The following is an 18,815-nucleotide window of genomic DNA, read 5'->3' on the forward strand; positions in this document are numbered from 1 at the left end:
TGTAGAATGGATCACCAGCGTAACCATCGTACAGTTTCCTTTCCAGAGTAATATGACAGACTGATCATATCATGATTACGCTTTCAAAAAAAGAAGATAAGGCATACTGCCTTATCCGTTCATTTGTTCTACCTTGTAGAGTTCTATTATAGGATTAGACGCTCTGTATTCTACAGGAGACATACCGAATTGATTACGGAACACACGGTGGAAATAAGAATAACTTGCAAAGCCACATGTCTCTGCAATATGTTCAAGTGTCATTTCGCTATATTGAATTTGCTCAATTGCAGCTTTGAGACGAATTTCAATCGCATATTGAATCATCGTTTTCCCATAATGTTCTTTAAATAATTTGACGGCCCTTGAAAGACTAAGCCCTGCATATCTGGCGGCTTCTTCTAATTTGAAAGTCACTGTAGCATGTTCTTCGATAAACCGCTTTAGCAAAAGGGTTGCTGAGCCTTTACGATTCATTTGTACTGTATCGCTAATCGCACGATCAATATACAGACACAAGCTACGTAACAGTACATCTTCTAATTCAGTATCTTCTTCAGGAAGACCGCGCCGCTTTTCCAATAAAAGATTGTGCCATAATCCGATCAATTTACTTTCGGTTCCAATAGAGTATACAGTAGAGCGTGGTTGGCGTTGCCACCATTCATCAATCCATGTGCCTTGACAGAACAAGTAATAATCTCCGCTAGATAATCCATCTTTTTTAGCCGGTTCTTGCACAACCAGATGATAATCATCTCCCGGTTTGAGTAACAGCAAATCACCACTTTTTAATACATAACGATTTCCACAGGTGAAAGCTTCACAACTGCCCTCTGTCTGCAAGCGGAAAATGTAATGTTGTAAGCCACTTTTTATATGATGATTGAATGCTTTGTAATGATATGAATGATCACAGATCAAAAGAGATGTGTCCAAAATAATCCCCCTAGCTAAAAGTTGAGCAAATAGTTCATGTTTTTACGATATTGTGTATGTTCATTTTAGCGTGTCTTGTTCTAAAATAATAGATGAAAGATAACTCTTACACATAGAATAAAAATAATCCAAAGAGGTGCTTTTGACATGACAACATTAAATATTGGTCTGCAATTATTTACACTCCGTGATGAGACAGCTAAAGATTTCCCGGGAACGTTACGTAAAGTTGCTGAGCTTGGCTATCAAGGTGTAGAATTTGCAGGTTATGGCGATATTCCGGCTGAAGAAATGAAGGCGCTTTTAGACGAACTTGGACTCAAAGGATTCAGTAGCCATGTTCCTTTACAATCGATGCGCGATAATTTGCAAAAAGAAATCGATTATTTAAAAGTAATCGGTGCTCAGTATATGATCTGTCCTTACATTATGCCAGAAGATCGTCCGCAAAGCAGTGAGGAATGGGGCGCATTATTTACAGAGTTACAACAATTTGGTGCAGAAGCAAGCAAACAAGGATTAACGTTTGGTTATCACAACCATGATTTTGAATTCCACGGTGCATTCAAAGACACGAACGCATTTGATGGTATGTTTGCTGAGACGACTCCAGAAGCTGTACAAGTAGAAATGGATGTATGTTGGGTACAGTTTGCAGGACAAGATCCGTTAGAATATATTCAAAAATATGCAGGACGCTTGCCACTTCTTCATCTTAAAGACTTTGACAAAGATGAGCAGGGTCAAATGAAAACATTAGAATTGGGACAAGGAATTGTAAACTTGCCACAAGTGATTGAACAAGCAGGTAAAGCAGGCGTACAATGGCTCATCGTAGAACAAGATGTGTGTCAGAATCCACCTCTTGAAAGCGTGTCCAACAGCTATAACTGGCTTAAACAAAATTACTTAAATTAATCCAATATCTATCAGTACACATACATCCAACGATATCCAATAAAAGGAGACTATTATTTATGAACAAGATTAAAGTAGCTGTATTTGGTTGCGGAGCTATCGCTCAGCGCAGACATATTCCAGAATATGCAGAAAATCAACATGTCGAATTGGTCGCTTTTGCCGATCCTAACCTTGAACGTGCACAAGAAATGGTTGAATTATACGGCGGTAAAGCGTATGCAAGCTATGAAGAAATTTTGGCTAACGAAGATATCGATGCAGTCAGTGTATGTACACCGAACTATTTGCATGCTCCAATGACGATTGCAGCGGCTAATGCCGGTAAACACGTATTGGTTGAAAAGCCGATGGCTTGTTCGATTGAAGAAGCAGAGCAAATGATCGAAGCTGCTCACAAAAATAATGTATATTTGATGGTTGGACATAACCAGCGCTTAATGCCTCCTCACGTGAAAGCGAAAGAAATTTTGGATTCTGGCAAATTAGGTAAAGTCCTAACGTTCCGTACCTCTTTCGGACATCCAGGTCCTGAAGGATGGAGTGTAGACGGAGCAGATAGCTGGTTTTTCCGTAAAGAAGAAGCTATTATGGGCGCAATGGGCGATCTAGGCGTACACAAATCCGATTTTATCCGTTACTTGTTAAATGATGAAGTAGCTGATGTTGCTAGCTTTATTGGCACATTGCACAAAGAAGGTACAGAAGTTGATGACAACGCAACTTGCTTGTTACGTATGAAGAGCGGAGCAATCGGAACACTGGTAGCAAGTTGGACACAGTACAAAGGCGGAGACAACAGTACAATCTTGTGGTGTGAAAATGGTGTGATGAAGATCGGTACTGTGGAAGGTAACGAAGTCATTGTAGAATTAACAGATGGAACAGTAGAAACGTACCAAGTAGGTATGATGTCTACCAATGAGAAACAAGTTCCAAGTGGTGTTATTGATGCATTTGTAGAGTCTATTACTACGAATACACCTCCTACGATTTCTGGCGAAGAAGGTTTGCGTGCCGTTAAAGTGATTTTGGGTGCTTTTGAATCACAGAAAACAGGACGTGTCGTACAATTGTAATCTTTTAGCAAATAGTGCAGAAAGACCGTGACTTCTCTATAGAAGCTCGGTCTTTTTTATATTTAACTACGTAGAACTATATTCTTAGTTATTCATTTGTTTATATGGAATAGAAATACAAGCGTGACTACAATAAAACTTCTATATTTAGGGACATAGAAAAAGAACTTCAAAATAATAGTTGACTGATCGTTCTCAAATAAACTATACTTTATTCAACGGGAACGATCATTCTCGAAAGAGTTTACTTTTAGATTATTCATAAAGTATTCGTAAGAAATTATTTTTTTGACAAATTGAGAACGATCATTCTATATGAGGAGTAGTGAAAAAATGGATATTTCAAAACAAGTTGTTATCGTTAGTGGTGCTAATCGAGGTTTGGGTAAACAGTTGGCTCTTGAGCTTTTGGCAAGAGGAGCTAAAGTATATGCAGGAGCAAGAAATCCAGAATCTGTCGATCTACCAGGAGCTATTCCGTTACAATTGGATATCACCAATCCTCAATCTGTAATGACAGCCACTGAAATTGCAAGTGATGCAACAGTACTTATCAATAATGCAGGGTCAGCAACAGGAGCTTCTTTATTAACAGGCAGTTTAGAAGATATTCATATCGAATTTAATACTCATGCGTTCGGAGCTCTTTCGATGATTCGTGCATTTGCACCTGTTATTGAAAAAAATGGCGGAGGTTCAATCCTAAATATCTTATCTGTATTGTCTTGGGTTAGTACAGGTCAAGAAGGTGCATATGCTGCTGCCAAAGCTGCTGAATGGGGATTAACGAATGTGTTACGTCTTGAATTAGCGCCTAAAAATATTAAAGTCGCTGGATTACACGTAGGCTTTATGGATACCGATATGACTACTCATGTAGATGCACCAAAATCGTCTCCACAAGACATTGCTAAAATCGCAATTGATGGAATCGAAGCTGATCTTTACGAGATTATTGCTGATTCTATCAGTCAACAAGTGCAACAAGGGCTTGCTGGAGGAGTTCCTGCTCTATATTCACAACTATTTCAATAAAATCGGATCGTTAATCTATTGATATATTTCCTGTTCGAAGCTTTCTTTACTTAACGTTCTCAATATGTTACATTCTTCGTATTGGGGGGAGTTTTGTGTCAAGAAGCAAAGAATTTGACGTTAATGAAGTATTAGATAAAGCTATGATTTTGTTTTGGGAACAAGGTTATGAGAAAACATCGATGAGTGATCTAGTCACACATATGGGTATTCATCGTAGAAGTTTATATGATACATTTGGTGATAAGCACTCACTATTTCTGCAAGCAATCACTCGTTATATGGGCAAAGTGCAAGCGAATCTCACAAGTGAAATCAAGCCATCCCAAACGGCAACAGAAGCATTATATTCTATTTTTCAATTTATGGTTACAGATCAAGAGGATTTGCCATCCGGTTGCTTGTTAGTCAATTCAGTAACAGAACTGGCTGCCCGCGATGCAGAAGTAAATGCTAAGTCGATCGAATCATTTAAAGGAACAGAAGGTATGCTTGAACAGATTATTCTGTGGGGTCAACAGGATGGCGAATTCACTACCAAACAGAGTGCTAAAGAACTAGCCGAATATCTGCATACCGTGTCGATCGGTATACGCGTGATGGGAAGATCTTCTGTAGACAAAGCCAAGTTATTGCATATCGTAGATGTATCTATAGACTTATTAAAAAGTTAACATTATATATTAACAAATTATTTATACATTTAAAGTCGCTCATGTAGCGGCTTTTTTTTGTGTTATACGGGCTTAATATTCACTTCTAAAGGCATTAAGAGAATTAGGCAATCATTTAAGATAATCGGGATATTAGGATAAGGGTCTTATGAGTCATAATAGTCATATGGGGAAAGATACTATATATCGGGTATCCACGTAGTCTCAATGCGTTACGATGTGTAGAAGAAGCTTCTCAGAAATCAGAATAACGAGATCGATGATTCGTTTGCAGTATTTGATTGTAACTACTATATAGAACCATAAATAGAAAGTAGGGATTGATGATGGAAAATGAACAATTACAAAACAGTACTATTTTTCCTTTAGGTGAAAAAGTAAAAGCCAACTTTGTAGGCGATGCTTATTTGCAAATGGTCTTTACAGATGCGACTCCTTTAAATACAGCGATTGGTAATGTAACCTTCGCTCCGGGTGCTCGTAATAACTGGCATTCTCATCATGTGGGTCAAGTCTTATTAGTCACTGGTGGTAAAGGATGGTATCAAGCCGAAGGACAGCCTGCTCAAGCGCTTCAGACCGGTGATGTTGTGAATATTCCAGCTCATGTAAAACACTGGCATGGCGCAACTAAAGACAGCTGGTTTGTTCATTTAGCGATGACTCCAGGAGAAACCGATTGGCTAGAGCCGGTAGAAGATGAGTGGTTCAACCATTTATAATATAACAATCTTATAAATTGCTACTGTACAAAATAGAATTTCAAAATCATAGATGAGGTGAATCAATATGGAATACGTAACATTAAATAATGGAGTTAAAATGCCGATTTTGGGATATGGTGTGTATCAAATTCCCGATCAAGCAGAATGTGAACAATGTGTACTGGATGCTATCAGCGTAGGGTATCGTTCAATTGATACTGCTCAAGCTTATAGAAATGAAGAAGCGGTTGGTCGTGCAATTCAGAAGAGTGGAGTGCCTAGAGAAGAATTATTTATCACCACTAAAGTCTGGATTTCCAATGCAGGTTATGAAAAAGCGAAAGCTTCTATAGACGAATCTCTTCGCAAGCTTCAATTGGATTATCTGGATCTACTGTTAATCCATCAACCGTTTAACGATTACTATGGGACTTACCGTGCTATGGAAGAGTACTATAAAGCAGGCAAAATCAAAGCGATCGGAGTCAGTAACTTCTATCCTGACCGCTATATTGATCTGGTGAAATTTGCTGAAGTAGTACCTGCGGTAAATCAAGTCGAGACCCATGTCTTTAACCAACAAATCAAAGCGAATGAAATTATGAAAAAATACAATACACAGATTGAATCGTGGGGTCCTTTTGCAGAAGGTAAAAATGATCTATTCACTAATCCTACTTTACAAGAAATTGGGGAGCAATATGGTAAATCGACTGCTCAAGTTGCCTTACGCTTTTTGATTCAACAAGGGATAGTCGTCATTCCCAAAACGGTTAACAAAGAACGAATGGAACAAAACTTTAACGTGTTTGATTTTGAATTAAGCGCGCAAGATATGGAAAAATTAATCGCTTTAGATACAGAGAAAAGTTCATTCTTCTCTCACTCTGATCCAGCAACGGTTGAAATGTTAACCGATTATGCTAAAAAAGGATTGGAATAAGATCAATACTAACAGCATTCGCAGTTATATTATCGGATGACGTACAGAAGCTAGTAGAGTTGCTTTTAAAAAGCACTTTACTAGCTTTTTATGTATACCTATTAGAAAGAGTATTATAAAATAGACTACAATTGATGTTTTTACGACAACTGTCTATAATTTATAATCAATGTGTTGCATGTGTATTGTATATATTGTGAATGATATAGAGAAGGATGTGTTGAGTTCTGATTGTTAAAGTAGATCGAAGAGTACTGCGCACCCAAGAAGCGATTAAGAAAGCACTTTTGGAACTGATGTCAGAAAAGAAATTCGATAGTATTACGATTCAAGATATTGCAGACCGAGCCAATATCAATCGTGCTACAGTGTATCTTCATTATCTGGATAAATTTGATCTGTTGGATAAAATGATTGAGGAGCATATTGTGAATATGTCTACGATCTGCGAGACAGAAGCTGATCTCGACTGGTTCGAATCTACAGTACACTGTATCGAATACTTAGAAGAAAATTATTTATTCTTTTCGACTATGTTAGCGAGTGAAGGAGCTTCTTTTTTCCGTAATCAATTTGTAGAACATAATATTAAAGAGTTCAAAAAAGATATCGATATCACTACAGGAAAAAATAAAGGGCAGAATGAAGAAATCCTCGCCGAGTTCGTAGCTAATGCTTATGTTGGCGTAGTGGAATGGTGGATCAAAAATGAGATGCCTTACTCACCTAGAGAAATGGCAGAAAAAGTAGGCGATCTATTGGAAAGAGTTGTAGAATCTTAAATCTAAGGCTCTAGAATAATAACTCATCACATCAAAAAGAACGACTCCATATAGGTAGTCGTTCTTTTTTGTCGTAGAGACGTAACGGAGTAACAAAGTTGAAGCTAATGAATGACTTGATTACGCTTTAATAGTCCCCACAATTGATCAGATATCTCATCAGGTGACTGAGGCATCTGATTGACAATCCACCATTCGATCGTGCCTACAAAAGCAGAAGCCATAAAATGAGTAATAAATTCTTTATTATAGGGTTTATTATCATCTTCCATATTAATATGCATTCTAATATTCTCGATCACAATATCCAGTAAGCGCTGACGGAAAGTAGGAACCCCTTTATTCGCAAACATAGAAGCATAGAATGTATAGTGTTCTTCAAAATAATGAACAATCGGGAGCAACGAAGATTGTAATAGATCGATCGTGTCTCCATTAGCATCAATGGTTGTACTTACCATACTCATTTTATTCAAGTAGACCTCGATACACCGATCCAGTAAATCATATTTATCTGTGTAATGAGAATAGATCGTCCCTCGATTTACATTAGCTCGCTCAGCAATTTCATTGATTGTAATCTCTTCGAAATTCTTTTCCGCAATCAAAGAAAGAAACGATTGAAAGATAGCATCCTTTGTTTTGACGATTCTTCGATCTACTTTTGTACTCATGTCTATTCCTCCATTCCAAGATATCTAACAGATCGATGGCTTCTGTTGAATATCCTACAAAAAGCGCTAGATTAACGATTGAACGTACTACAATACTTCTTATAATAAGCAATAGGACGTACATCTGCAAAACAAATATACCATTTAAAGGAGGGTGACATCATGTCACTAGAACGTTTAGAAGCCGTATCCGAATTAAGAAGCTTGGTCGATGATTATGCTATTTTAACTGATGAGAAGAAGATTTCAGAGCAAATGAATTTATTTACACCTGATGCGAAATTTACTATTTATATAGGTGGTCAATTGATTTCAACCATCACTGGAACAGAATCATTAAAAAAAGAATTTATGACCCATGTGAATGAGATCAAGTGTTATTTTACTATCAATGGACAGCATAAAGTAACCGTGAACGGAGATACTGCCGAAGGAATCGTATTTTCGCAAATGAAAGTCATTCGAGAAGAACAGGGAGTCGATATTCTATCCGATTATAGTATTCGATATGATGACGTGTATGTACGTCAAAACGGAGCATGGTTAATACAAGAACGCGCAGAATACATGATTATGATTGAATCTAGACCATTACAATCTTAAACTAAAATCCTAAACAAAAGAGCTGATGGATAACTTCCTTGGCTCTTTTTTACGTTGTTTTCTTATTCGTTTTAGATAGCGTTATTTTTATATGTCAGAATGTTGTTATATTGCATAGGTCATGTTATGATTATGCCGAATAAAACATTATCTTCAATTTAATACATATTTAACCTTTTTAACTTTACCCATGCGCTGACCTTCTTGGATGCGCTTTTTATATGCATGCAAATGTAAGCGTTATCAAAATGTACTTTAATGTCTATTTTCTCGCAGGTACAAGTCTGAGTATATTCTTTCTTATACACAAAGTAACGAATAGCTCAGCTTTATACCATATAAAATAACGGAGGTATTCAGATGATCAGAAAATGTTTCGGTTTGTTCCTTGCTGTCGCTTTAGTATTCAGTGTCTTTTCTACATTACCTGTAGATGCTGCAAATCGACCATTAGCTAAGCTTCCTGGTAATTCCAATCCTTTAATGGATCACAAATTAGGAGCTGACCCTTATTCATTGGTCTATAACGGAAGAGTCTATGTTTATATGTCCAGTGATACCTACGTGTATAACAGTGATGGCTCGATTAAAGAAAATGATTTTAGTTCACTTGATCGTATTCAAGTCAGCTCTTCCGCAGACATGGTCAATTGGACTGATCATGGAACAATACCTGTCGCTGGAGTAAATAACAAAAATGGTGGCAAAGGTATCGCTAAATGGGCTGGCAATTCATGGGCTCCAGCAGTAGCTACCAAAAAAATAAATGGTAAAGATAAATTCTTTTTATATTTCGCTAATGGTGGTTCAGGAATTGGTGTTTTGACCGCAGACTCACCGATTGGACCATGGACAGACCCACTTGGCAAAGCGCTATTAACCCAAAGTACACCGGGCATGGCGGGAGTAACATGGCTTTTCGATCCTGCTGTTCTTTTAAATGATGATGGTACAGGATACTTGTATAGCGGAGGCGGCATCCCTAATGAATCTAATCCTGCTTCTATCGCTAATCCGAAAACAGCTAAAGTGATCAAATTAGGAGCCGATATGATCAGTGTCAATGGTAGTGCGACTACAATCGATGCTCCCTATATGTTTGAAGATTCAGGGATTCATAAGTACAACGGAAAATACTATTATTCCTACTGTATTAATTTTGCCGGTACCCATCCTGCACAATATCCAGCAGGGGAGATCGGTTATATGGTAAGTGATAATCCGATGGGACCTTTTACGTACAAAGGTCATTTTCTGAAAAATCCGTATAACTTCTTCGGCGTAGGTGGGAACAACCATCATGCTGTCTTTAATTTTAAAAACGAATGGTATGTCGTATATCATGCGCAAACTGTAAGCAAAGCTCAAATTGGCACAGGAAAAGGATATCGTTCCCCACATATCAATAAATTAGTACACAATGCAGATGGCAGTATTGCTGAAGTACAAGCGAATATGGCTGGTATCGCTCAACTATCGAATATCAATCCTTATACCCGGGTGGAAGCAGAGACGATTGGATGGCAAGCAGGTATTGCTACAGAGCCTACACAAGCAAGCGGTGGCCCGATTAGCAATCTCAATGTGACCAATATTAATAATGGAGATTGGGTCGCTGTTGGCAGAGCAGACTTCGGTTCTAATGGAGCCAAAACATTCAAAGCGAATGTAGCAACGACGGGTGGAGGCAATATTGAAGTGCGACTGGATAGTGACACAGGTCCTCTGGTAGGGACTTTGAAAGTAACTTCCACCGGAGGTATGCAGAACTGGAAAGAGATGCAGACAACGATTAATAATGTGACTGGTATTCATAATGTATACCTCGTATTTACAGGCTCAGGAAATGCGAATCTATTCAATCTGGATTACTGGCAGTTCGCTTCCTAATAGATCCAACTGATGTTTTACGATTGGGTCTCTAGTAGACGATCTTCGATGTTGCTGGAGACCCTATTTAGAATATGGATTTTATCTCATATTAAGATGGAGGTATTTATGAAAAAGAAATCTTGGGTAACGTTGGCAGCTACAGGAGTTATTTCACTATTTGTCTCGGTAAGTGCATTTGCAGGAACAGTCTTCTGGGAACCACTGACTTATTTTAATGCAAGCACATGGCAAAAAGCAGATGGATACTCTAATGGAGATATGTTCAATTGTACATGGCGTGGTAATAATGCTAATTTTACAAGCGATGGTAAGCTTAGACTAGGATTGACAAGTTCAGCAGCCAACAAGTTCGATTGTGCAGAATACCGTTCGACTAACAAATACAAATACGGTAAGTATGAAGTGAGTATGAAGCCTGCCAAAAACACAGGTATTATATCTTCCTTCTTTACGTACACAGGACCTACAGATGGAACACCGTGGGATGAGATTGATATTGAGTTTCTAGGTAAAGATACGACTAAAGTACAATTCAATTATTATACCAATGGTGTCGGGAATCATGAAAAAGTCATTAATTTGGGCTTTGATGCTTCACAAGGCTTCCATACGTATGCTTTCGACTGGCAGCCTAATTCAATCAAATGGTATGTCGATGGCGTACTCAAGCATACCGCAACCACCAATATTCCAACCAATGCAGGTAAAATTATGATGAATATCTGGAATGGTAAAGGAGTAGACGACTGGTTAGGGTCTTATAATGGAGCGAATCCATTATATGCAGAATATGATTGGGTGAAATACACCAGTAATTAATGATGATAGAAGAGGCGGCCTTATAGGGCTGTCTCTTCTTTTTTTGGAACAAATTAAACTGTTTTATATAGCTTTTATCATTACATTTTGTTTATAACGGATACGTAGCTTTACGGAAAAAAATCCGCATTACATAAACATATGGATGCTGTAGATTATAAAAATAGTTTATGCATGTACAAACAAATGATTGCGTATATAGGTGTTACTATCTATAATAATTTAAAGCTTACTTGAATCTTACATGATAATAAATATCAATAAGGGGTGCATACTTATGAGTCAATTGATAACCGAAGTCCAACCAGATGTTGAAACCTACATACAATCTATTTACCAAACAGTCGTCCAACGCAATCCTCATGAGGTCGAGTTTCATCAAGCTGTCAGCGAGTTTCTGGAAAGTATGGCACCTGTGATTAAAAAGCACCCTGAATATCAGAAATATGCTATTTTAGAGCGAATTGTAGAACCCGAACGTCTTATTTCATTTCGTGTTCCGTGGGTAGACGATCAAGGAAAAGTACAGGTAAATCGTGGATTTCGTGTGCAATTCAATAGTACACTTGGACCTTATAAAGGAGGTCTACGTTTTCACAAAAGTGTAAATGCTAGTATTATTAAATTTCTTGGATTTGAACAGACTTTTAAGAATGCCTTAACCGGTCAGCCCATTGGTGGCGGTAAAGGTGGTTCTGATTTTGATCCGAAAGGGAAATCAGATCTTGAGATTATGCGTTTCTGTCAAAGCTTTATGACAGAGCTATATAAATATATGGGTTCAGATGTCGATGTCCCTGCTGGAGATATCGGTGTAGGTGGACGAGAGATTGGCTTTCTTTTCGGGCAATACAAAAGAATCCGTAGCGGCAATGAACCTGGTGTATTAACAGGAAAAGGGATTGGTTATGGTGGTAGTCTAGGTCGGACAGAAGCAACGGGTTACGGATGTATCTACTTTTTACAAGAAATGCTTGCTTCACAAGGTTTAGAATTAGCGGGTCGTCAGACCGTTGTATCAGGTAGTGGGAATGTTTCGATTTTTGCTATACAAAAAGCTCAAGAACTAGGCGCACATGTTGTCGCTTGTAGTGATTCTAGTGGTTATATTTTTGATCCAAATGGCATTCAGTTGAATACGGTGAAGCAGATTAAGCTTGTAGAGGCAGGAAGAATTAGCGATTATACACTTCATCATCCAGAAGCATCTTATTATGAAGGAAGTACAAACATTTGGAATGTGGATTGTGAAATTGCACTTCCATGCGCCACACAAAATGAATTGAATGAAGTAGCAGCACGTCAGCTCATCGATAACGGTGTAATTGCAATCGCTGAAGGGGCGAATATGCCAACAACTTTGGAGGCGGTTCATATTCTTTTAGCGAATAATATTCTATTTGCTCCAGGCAAAGCAGCCAATGCAGGCGGAGTAGCTGTATCTGCTCTTGAAATGGCTCAAAATAGTATGCGCTTATCATGGAGCTTCGATGAAGTAGATGGACGTCTCAAAAAGATTATGCAACATATTTATCAAGATAGTATTGAAGCAGCCGAAGACTATGGATTCGAAGGGAATCTGGTCGCAGGATCCAATATTGCAGGTTTCAAAAAAGTCGCTGAAGCAATGATTGCTCAAGGTATTGTTTAAATAAAAGAAAATTTATATGGTAAATGATTTCAATCTTCCAAAAACATTGCGTAAACTATACAAGTAATTAACAACAAGCAAAAAAGAGACAGTCTTTAAAGATTGTCTCTTTTTTGCTTGCAACTAAACAGAATATATTACCGATTAATATAGGCGCTGCCTACCAATCCATAGATGAATAATAGTAGAGATGTATTTATAATTGATGACGCTATAATATAATGTAATAAAGAAGTAAAAAACGAATAAAAAACATAAAAATAAATAGATAGTTCGTAAATAGCGATCTAAAAAACAATATTTCATTGACAACACCTATGAAATTCATTAAAATTCGAAAGGGACATCAGCTTCAAAACGAATCATAAATATAATTGCCTTGAATTTATTCATAAATATATATGTTAAATCCTTATCACTATTATAGGAGTACCTACCACATCTTCCTATAAGAAAATCAGGATTTTTTAGCTTTTATGAATAGATACGGCGTGGAGGATGGCTTGACCATGGATAACTGGTTCAAACTCAAAGAAAGAGGCACGACCGTTTCAACCGAAATTATTGCAGGATTAACTACATTTTTTACAATGGTCTATATTGTTATCGTCAATCCGGGAATACTCAGTAGCACCGGAATGGATTTTAATGGAGTATTTATTGCTACTATTTTAGCAAGTATCGTAGCGACTCTAATTATGGGATTATGGTCTAACTATCCAATTGTGCTCGCACCGGGTATGGGTCTAAATGCATTTTTTGCTTATAGTGTTGTAGGCGGATATGGTGTCACCTGGCAGGTTGCTCTGGGTGCCGTATTTATCGCAGGTATATTGTTTATTATTCTATCTGTGACTTCATTCCGTTATATGTTGCTTGATGCAATTCCAGCCAGTTTGAAGCATGCTATTACAGCAGGGATTGGACTTTTTATTACAACAGTAGGTCTACAGAACTCGGGTATCATTATTGCTTCCGAATCCAATCTAATTACGATTGGTAATCTTACAGAGCCAATGACATATCTAACAATTATCGGGTTATTAATTACGGTGGTTCTGATGGCGTATAATGTAAAAGGTTATCTGTTTATAGGTATGGTCGTTACAGCTATTCTGGCTTGGATCTTAGGATTGTTCCAATTGCCTGCATCTATTATGGCTATGCCACATGGATTAGCAACGACTGCTTTCCAACTGGATCTAGCAGGTGTGTTCTCAAATGGTCTATATACGATCATCTTTACCTTCTTATTAATTACCTTATTTGATACGACAGGAACAATGCTTGGTGTTGCAGAGCAAGCAGGGCTTCTTAATAAAGATGGCAAGTTCCCACGTTCCCGCGGTGCGCTTTTAGCAGATGCAGTAGGAACGACAACAGGTTCTTTGCTAGGAACAAGTCCAACTTCTGCTTATATTGAATCAAGTACAGGTGTTGCAGCAGGCGGTCGAACAGGGCTTACAGCGATCACAGTAAGTATATTGCTTGCCCTTACGTTATTCTTTGCACCTATCGTAAGTGTAATCTCCGGTATTCCAGCTATTACTTCACCAGCATTGATTATTGTTGGTTACTTTATGATCAGTGTGATTAGCAAGATCGACTGGAAAGACCTTGAAGTTGCTTTCCCTGCTTTCTTAATTATTATCTTAATGCCATTAACACATAGTATTGCAACAGGGATTGGCTTTGGTTTTATTTTCTATCCATTGCTCAAATTGCTTCGTGGTAAAGGAAAAGAAGTTCATCCTGTTTTCTATGTTTTTGCAGTATTATTCTTGATCCAACTTGTATTTTTAGATCACTAGAATATGAATAACTACAAAGAAGAGGACGGTCTATTATAGATCGTTCTTTTTTTGTATTACCAAATACTTTAGTACAGCACATAAAGTCATGTTGAATCGGTAAGACCAAAAGCCAATGTAGCTATCTATTATAGAGTAAAAAAGAAACGTTTCGCTTCTATAGCTCAAAAGGAATTATTCATTTCCCCTTTTAGTAAGCGTTATCAATTAACGGTTTACGGTAGTTAAAGGTTCATGGTATTATAAATGGCGAAACGTTTCAATTTGAATTTGAAAGGAGAAAAGTCAATGAACAAAGTAAAAAAATGGAGTCTATTTTTAACTTTTTGTCTGTTAACCAGTTTAACTTTCACTCCTATGGTTGCAACTGCACAGCAAACAAGCAAAAAGGCTGCTTTCCATTCTGAATTGAAAGCGGTTGCAAATAAAACATACGGGTACTTTAAAGACTATACGGATCCTAATACTGGTTTAACTTATGATGAAGTCAGAACAACAGAAAAGGGTACAGAAGAAGCCAAACGCACTTCACCTACAAATATTGCAATGTATATGATGAGTACTGTTTCTGCCGAGCAGTTAGGTATGATTAGTAAAAAAGAAGCAGTAACTCGTTTGCAAACGACGCTTAATTCTCTGGAAAAAATGGATAAATGGAATGGTTTATTTTACAACTGGTATAACACAAATGATGGATCTTTGAAAAAAGATTGGGGAGAATTTATTTCGCAAGTCGATAATGGCTGGATTTCAGCAGGTCTAATTGTTGTAGGTCAGGCTTATCAGGAACTTCATGCTCAGACGAGCCAACTGGTGAATGCGATGAATTATACAACACTATACGATCCCAAAGTTGGTCAATTCCGCGGTGGGTATGATGTAGCTAAAGGCGAGCTGACAGAACATCATTATGGTTCTTTTTATACTGAACCGCGTGTAGGAAGTTATATTGCGATCGGTAAAGGCGATGTTCCCAAAGAACATTGGTGGAAAATGTACCGTACCATGCCAGCAGAATTCGATTGGCAGTCTCAAGTTCCTCAAGGTAAAACCGTCAAATACGATGGAGTAAAAGTTTTTGAAGGAAGCTATGTCTATAAAAAACAAAAATTTGTACCTAGCTGGGGTGGTAGCATGTTCGAGGCGCTAATGCCAGGTATGGTCATTAAAGAAAAAGAATTGGGTACTCGTGCACTTGGACTCAATAATAAACGCTATGTACAATTACAAATTCAATATGCTAAAGACAAAGGGTATGCTGCATGGGGGTTCTCGCCTGCTGCAACACCGACAGGGTATAGTGAATTTGCAGCGACCCCGCTAGGTATTTCCGGTTACAAAGATGGAGCAACGGTCACTGCTCATGCAACGTTCCTTGCACTAGAATATGCTCCTGAAGCAGCTCAAAAGAATATCAAAGCACTCCAAAAATTGAAAATGGCTGGGAAGTATGGCTTTTACGATTCGGTGAATGTGAAGACCGGTGAACTTGCCAAAGCTTATCTTGCTCTCGATCAAGGAATGATTATGATATCTATCGCTAACTATCTAGAAGATGGCGTTATTCGTGATTATTTCCACAGTGATCCAATCGGTAAGAAACCAGAAAATTTGCTGAAGAAAGAGGTCTTTTCGATTCAGTAAATCAGTAAAAAAGGTAAGTAAGAATTAAGCAGTAAAAAGAACAGCTATCCATGCTGTTCTTTTTTTATATTCATTTTTCATCCTGCGGATTTTTCATTCCTGATGAAAGTGTATCTATGATATGTTTTTGGATTTGCTCAGGTGTCTCATCAAAATCATACTTTATCCATTGATAGACAACGCCAAAATAACCGTAAGAAAAAAAGGACATAAGGTAAGAAAGGCTTTTATCGTAGATTTCTTCAGCAGGTATCAATTGTTCAAAGAGATGCATAATGAGGGTAACCAGTCCATTGTTATTTAATAAAGTAAACAGTCGCTTATTCTCATAGATATAGTTCAACATGGCAAAACCCTTATCTTTTTTTACGTCTTCTTCGTGTTGTTCGGCATAATATTCCCATTCGTAATTAAGTTTGAACATCAAAAGTTCATCTTTACTCTTTTGATGATTAAGATGTCTATAAAAAGTTGTTCTTCCCACTCCAGCTACTTTACAAATCGTATTTACGTTGATTGTATCATAGTCTTGTGATGCCATCAGTTTGATAAGAGCATCTGCTAGACATAATTTTAGAAATATCGTTTGATTCTTTTTCATAAAGGTACATATTCTCCTTTTTGTTCCGCATAGCGTGTTTACGGTCATTTTCATGCTATTACGTATTCTCAAATCAAGAAAACAATGATTATAATGATAAAGTAATAAACAGATGTACCGAAATGGAACAGTTGTTTCATTATTATATCTAATATAAAACATTTCTTGATCTACGGAAAGGAAAGTAAAGATTAATATGAAAAAGAGTGTAAAGGTAGTAGGAATAACGTTGTTAAGTCTGTTCATTGTAGTTATTATTGCAGTCGCTTTTTTACTGATTAAGAATCATATAGATTCTAAAAAGCCGATGATAGAAGATACGTATTATAAGAATTTTCAATCTAAGGCTATATTAGAAAAAAAATATGCCGGATTGGGAAGTTACGAAGTATCGCAAGTTAAGCTGAAATCAGAGGACAATCTGATCAAAGAGTACAGCATCTGGTATCCGAGAGAACTCGAAAATAAACAGCAAATGTATCCACTGATTGTAGTAACAAATGCTAGCAATACAGCCGCTTCTGTGTATGAACCTTTTTTCGAACGACTTGCTTCATGGGGATTTATTGTAGTAGGTAATGAAGATAAGCAAGCAGGATCAGGCTTAACGACTTCAAAAACATTAGACGATGTATTGGCACTAAATAAAAATACTGAAAGTGTATTATACGGAAAGATCCAGCAAGACCGTATCGGTGCTATCGGATATTCTCAAGGTGGGGCAGGAGCATTAAGAGCTGTTACAGAGTACAAAAACAGCTCTAAATATAAAACGATATTTACTGGAAGTGCTGCCTATCCGCTTCTTGCCAAAAATATGGGTTGGAGATATGACATTTCCAAAGTTAACATTCCTTATTTTATGTCAGCAGGAACAGGTAAATCTGACGACTCTGGTGAAGATTCAAAAACCAGTTTTGGAGGTGTTGCACCACTTTCATCTCTTATAGAGAACTACAATAAAATTTCAAATAACGTATTTAAAATTCGTGCAAGAGTTAGCGGAGCAGAGCACTGGGATATGAATAGAGCCGATGGATATATGACAGCTTGGATGTTATATCAGCTACAAGATGATCCAGAAGCAGGATCAGTATTCTTGGGAAAAAACGCTGAAATATTAAGAAATTCTAACTGGCAAGATATTCAAAAAAGCAAATAGGAATAGTATAGAAAAGTTATACTGTAATTTAAAGAAGATAGAAAATATAATGATTAATCAAAGAGGTAGAATTTGCTATAAGAGCAGGTTACTCCTCTTTTTCTTCTTCATCTACATACAAAAAACTATATTTAGTTATTTTTATGTTAAATATGTGCTGAATTTACGATCTGCATAGTAATGCAAATATATGATAGTATAATTACAGGTATACAAATACATAAATATGGGGTCAACCCAGGTGAATATAATGAGTTTAGAACATGAGTTTTTTCTTGTGAACAACAATTTTGATATGGATATAAATTATATTTATGAATGGTATAGCTCTAATAGGTATACATGGAAGCAAAAAGCAAGCATATCTGATCATTTGATTTTATACCTAATGAATTTTTTGAATTGGATACCTACTTATAACCCTGCAACAAAACAAAACACAAGCGGGTTAACTTATTATGGCTTAACTGTTATTTCTGCAACAGAGACTGGAAAGTTAAAGCAAATTTTAGAAAAATGGCTTTGCTGTATAGAAGAAGCTCCAGATAGATTTAGTTTGAGAGGTCAGACAGTTTGGAGAGAAACTGAAGACGAAGAAGGCTATTGGGAAAGTACAAGAATTCAAATACATCGAGAGGCTTTACAACATGAATTACATTTATTAGTAAATTTAACCATTCAAGCATCAGGTGGTAATAAATCTATTCTTCATTTTGGCATTTAAATAGAATTGTAATCATATTTATGGAATTGCTAATGATTGAGAATACTTTTTATTATAATTCCCTTTGCTTTTTTTCTAAAATGCAGGTATGATAAACTCAATTAAATGAAGTTACGAGGAAGCACCTCGCTTGTAGATACTTTGTATCTATGGCGAGGT

Annotated in this window: 18 protein-coding genes; 15 read left to right on the top strand and 3 right to left on the bottom strand. The window is 37.1% G+C overall.

Annotated elements, in window-relative coordinates; all coding sequences use genetic code 11:
- Positions 1-111 precede the first annotated feature (111 nt).
- Entirely contained in the window at positions 112-939 is an 828-nt protein-coding gene (locus RCP16_RS07560) for an AraC family transcriptional regulator (RefSeq protein WP_069328848.1), read from the bottom strand.
- 147 nt (positions 940-1,086) lie between these two features.
- Here RCP16_RS07560 and RCP16_RS07565 point away from each other — a divergent pair, with 147 nt between their 5' ends.
- From RCP16_RS07565 to RCP16_RS07595, 7 genes are all read left to right on the top strand, one after another.
- Positions 1,087-1,857 (top strand): sugar phosphate isomerase/epimerase family protein, encoded by a 771-nt coding sequence (locus RCP16_RS07565; RefSeq protein WP_069328849.1) that lies wholly within the window; start codon positions 1,087-1,089, stop codon positions 1,855-1,857.
- A gap of 59 nt (positions 1,858-1,916) precedes the next feature.
- On the top strand, positions 1,917-2,936 hold the full coding sequence (locus RCP16_RS07570; RefSeq protein WP_308642044.1) for a Gfo/Idh/MocA family protein: 1,020 nt from the start codon (positions 1,917-1,919) through the stop codon (positions 2,934-2,936).
- Between the two features lie 333 nt (positions 2,937-3,269).
- On the top strand, positions 3,270-3,971 hold the full coding sequence (locus tag RCP16_RS07575) for an SDR family oxidoreductase (RefSeq protein WP_308642045.1): 702 nt from the start codon (positions 3,270-3,272) through the stop codon (positions 3,969-3,971).
- Between the two features lie 95 nt (positions 3,972-4,066).
- Positions 4,067-4,645, top strand: a complete 579-nt coding sequence (locus RCP16_RS07580; RefSeq protein WP_308642046.1) for a TetR/AcrR family transcriptional regulator — start codon at positions 4,067-4,069, stop codon at positions 4,643-4,645.
- A gap of 326 nt (positions 4,646-4,971) precedes the next feature.
- The gene (locus tag RCP16_RS07585; protein ID WP_308642047.1) at positions 4,972-5,367 is read left to right on the top strand and encodes a cupin domain-containing protein; all 396 of its coding nucleotides are present in this window, start codon (positions 4,972-4,974) and stop codon (positions 5,365-5,367) included.
- 67 nt (positions 5,368-5,434) lie between these two features.
- On the top strand, positions 5,435-6,292 hold the full coding sequence (locus RCP16_RS07590; protein ID WP_308642048.1) for an aldo/keto reductase: 858 nt from the start codon (positions 5,435-5,437) through the stop codon (positions 6,290-6,292).
- A gap of 230 nt (positions 6,293-6,522) precedes the next feature.
- Positions 6,523-7,074, top strand: a complete 552-nt coding sequence (locus RCP16_RS07595; RefSeq protein WP_069328856.1) for a TetR/AcrR family transcriptional regulator — start codon at positions 6,523-6,525, stop codon at positions 7,072-7,074.
- A 104-nt stretch (positions 7,075-7,178) separates the two neighbouring features.
- On the opposite strand, the gene RCP16_RS07600 is transcribed toward RCP16_RS07595, so the two are convergent.
- Positions 7,179-7,748, bottom strand: coding sequence for a TetR/AcrR family transcriptional regulator (locus RCP16_RS07600; protein WP_308642049.1), 570 nt, complete (start codon positions 7,746-7,748; stop codon positions 7,179-7,181).
- Between the two features lie 162 nt (positions 7,749-7,910).
- Here RCP16_RS07600 and RCP16_RS07605 point away from each other — a divergent pair, with 162 nt between their 5' ends.
- The 6 genes from RCP16_RS07605 (at position 7,911) to RCP16_RS07630 (ending at position 16,169) form a co-directional block, all read left to right on the top strand.
- A complete protein-coding gene (locus RCP16_RS07605; RefSeq protein ID WP_308642050.1) occupies positions 7,911-8,351 on the top strand; it encodes a nuclear transport factor 2 family protein in 441 nt (146 codons plus the stop codon).
- Positions 8,352-8,711: 360 nt separating this feature from the next.
- The gene (locus tag RCP16_RS07610) at positions 8,712-10,241 is read left to right on the top strand and encodes a glycoside hydrolase family 43 protein (protein WP_308642051.1); all 1,530 of its coding nucleotides are present in this window, start codon (positions 8,712-8,714) and stop codon (positions 10,239-10,241) included.
- Between the two features lie 108 nt (positions 10,242-10,349).
- Positions 10,350-11,063, top strand: coding sequence for a beta-glucanase (bglS, locus tag RCP16_RS07615; RefSeq protein WP_069328860.1), 714 nt, complete (start codon positions 10,350-10,352; stop codon positions 11,061-11,063).
- Between the two features lie 277 nt (positions 11,064-11,340).
- Entirely contained in the window at positions 11,341-12,714 is a 1,374-nt protein-coding gene (gdhA, locus tag RCP16_RS07620; protein WP_308642052.1) for an NADP-specific glutamate dehydrogenase, read from the top strand.
- Positions 12,715-13,223: 509 nt separating this feature from the next.
- Complete coding sequence (locus RCP16_RS07625; RefSeq protein ID WP_069328862.1) at positions 13,224-14,525, top strand: NCS2 family permease; 1,302 nt, start codon at positions 13,224-13,226, stop codon at positions 14,523-14,525.
- Positions 14,526-14,813: 288 nt separating this feature from the next.
- Positions 14,814-16,169 (top strand): glucoamylase family protein, encoded by a 1,356-nt coding sequence (locus RCP16_RS07630; RefSeq protein ID WP_308642053.1) that lies wholly within the window; start codon positions 14,814-14,816, stop codon positions 16,167-16,169.
- Between the two features lie 70 nt (positions 16,170-16,239).
- Here the strand turns inward: RCP16_RS07630 and RCP16_RS07635 are convergent, their stop codons facing one another.
- Positions 16,240-16,770 (bottom strand): TetR/AcrR family transcriptional regulator, encoded by a 531-nt coding sequence (locus RCP16_RS07635; RefSeq protein ID WP_069328864.1) that lies wholly within the window; start codon positions 16,768-16,770, stop codon positions 16,240-16,242.
- Between the two features lie 196 nt (positions 16,771-16,966).
- Between RCP16_RS07635 and RCP16_RS07640 the strand changes: the two genes are divergently transcribed.
- Positions 16,967-17,932, top strand: coding sequence for a poly(ethylene terephthalate) hydrolase family protein (locus RCP16_RS07640; protein WP_308642054.1), 966 nt, complete (start codon positions 16,967-16,969; stop codon positions 17,930-17,932).
- A gap of 250 nt (positions 17,933-18,182) precedes the next feature.
- The gene (locus RCP16_RS07645; RefSeq protein WP_308642055.1) at positions 18,183-18,656 is read left to right on the top strand and encodes a coagulation factor 5/8 type-like protein; all 474 of its coding nucleotides are present in this window, start codon (positions 18,183-18,185) and stop codon (positions 18,654-18,656) included.
- Positions 18,657-18,815: the final 159 nt, after the last annotated feature.

Origin of the sequence: Paenibacillus nuruki (assembly GCF_963311185.1) — a bacterium.
GTDB classification, from domain to species: Bacteria; Bacillota; Bacilli; order Paenibacillales; family Paenibacillaceae; genus Saccharibacillus; species Saccharibacillus nuruki.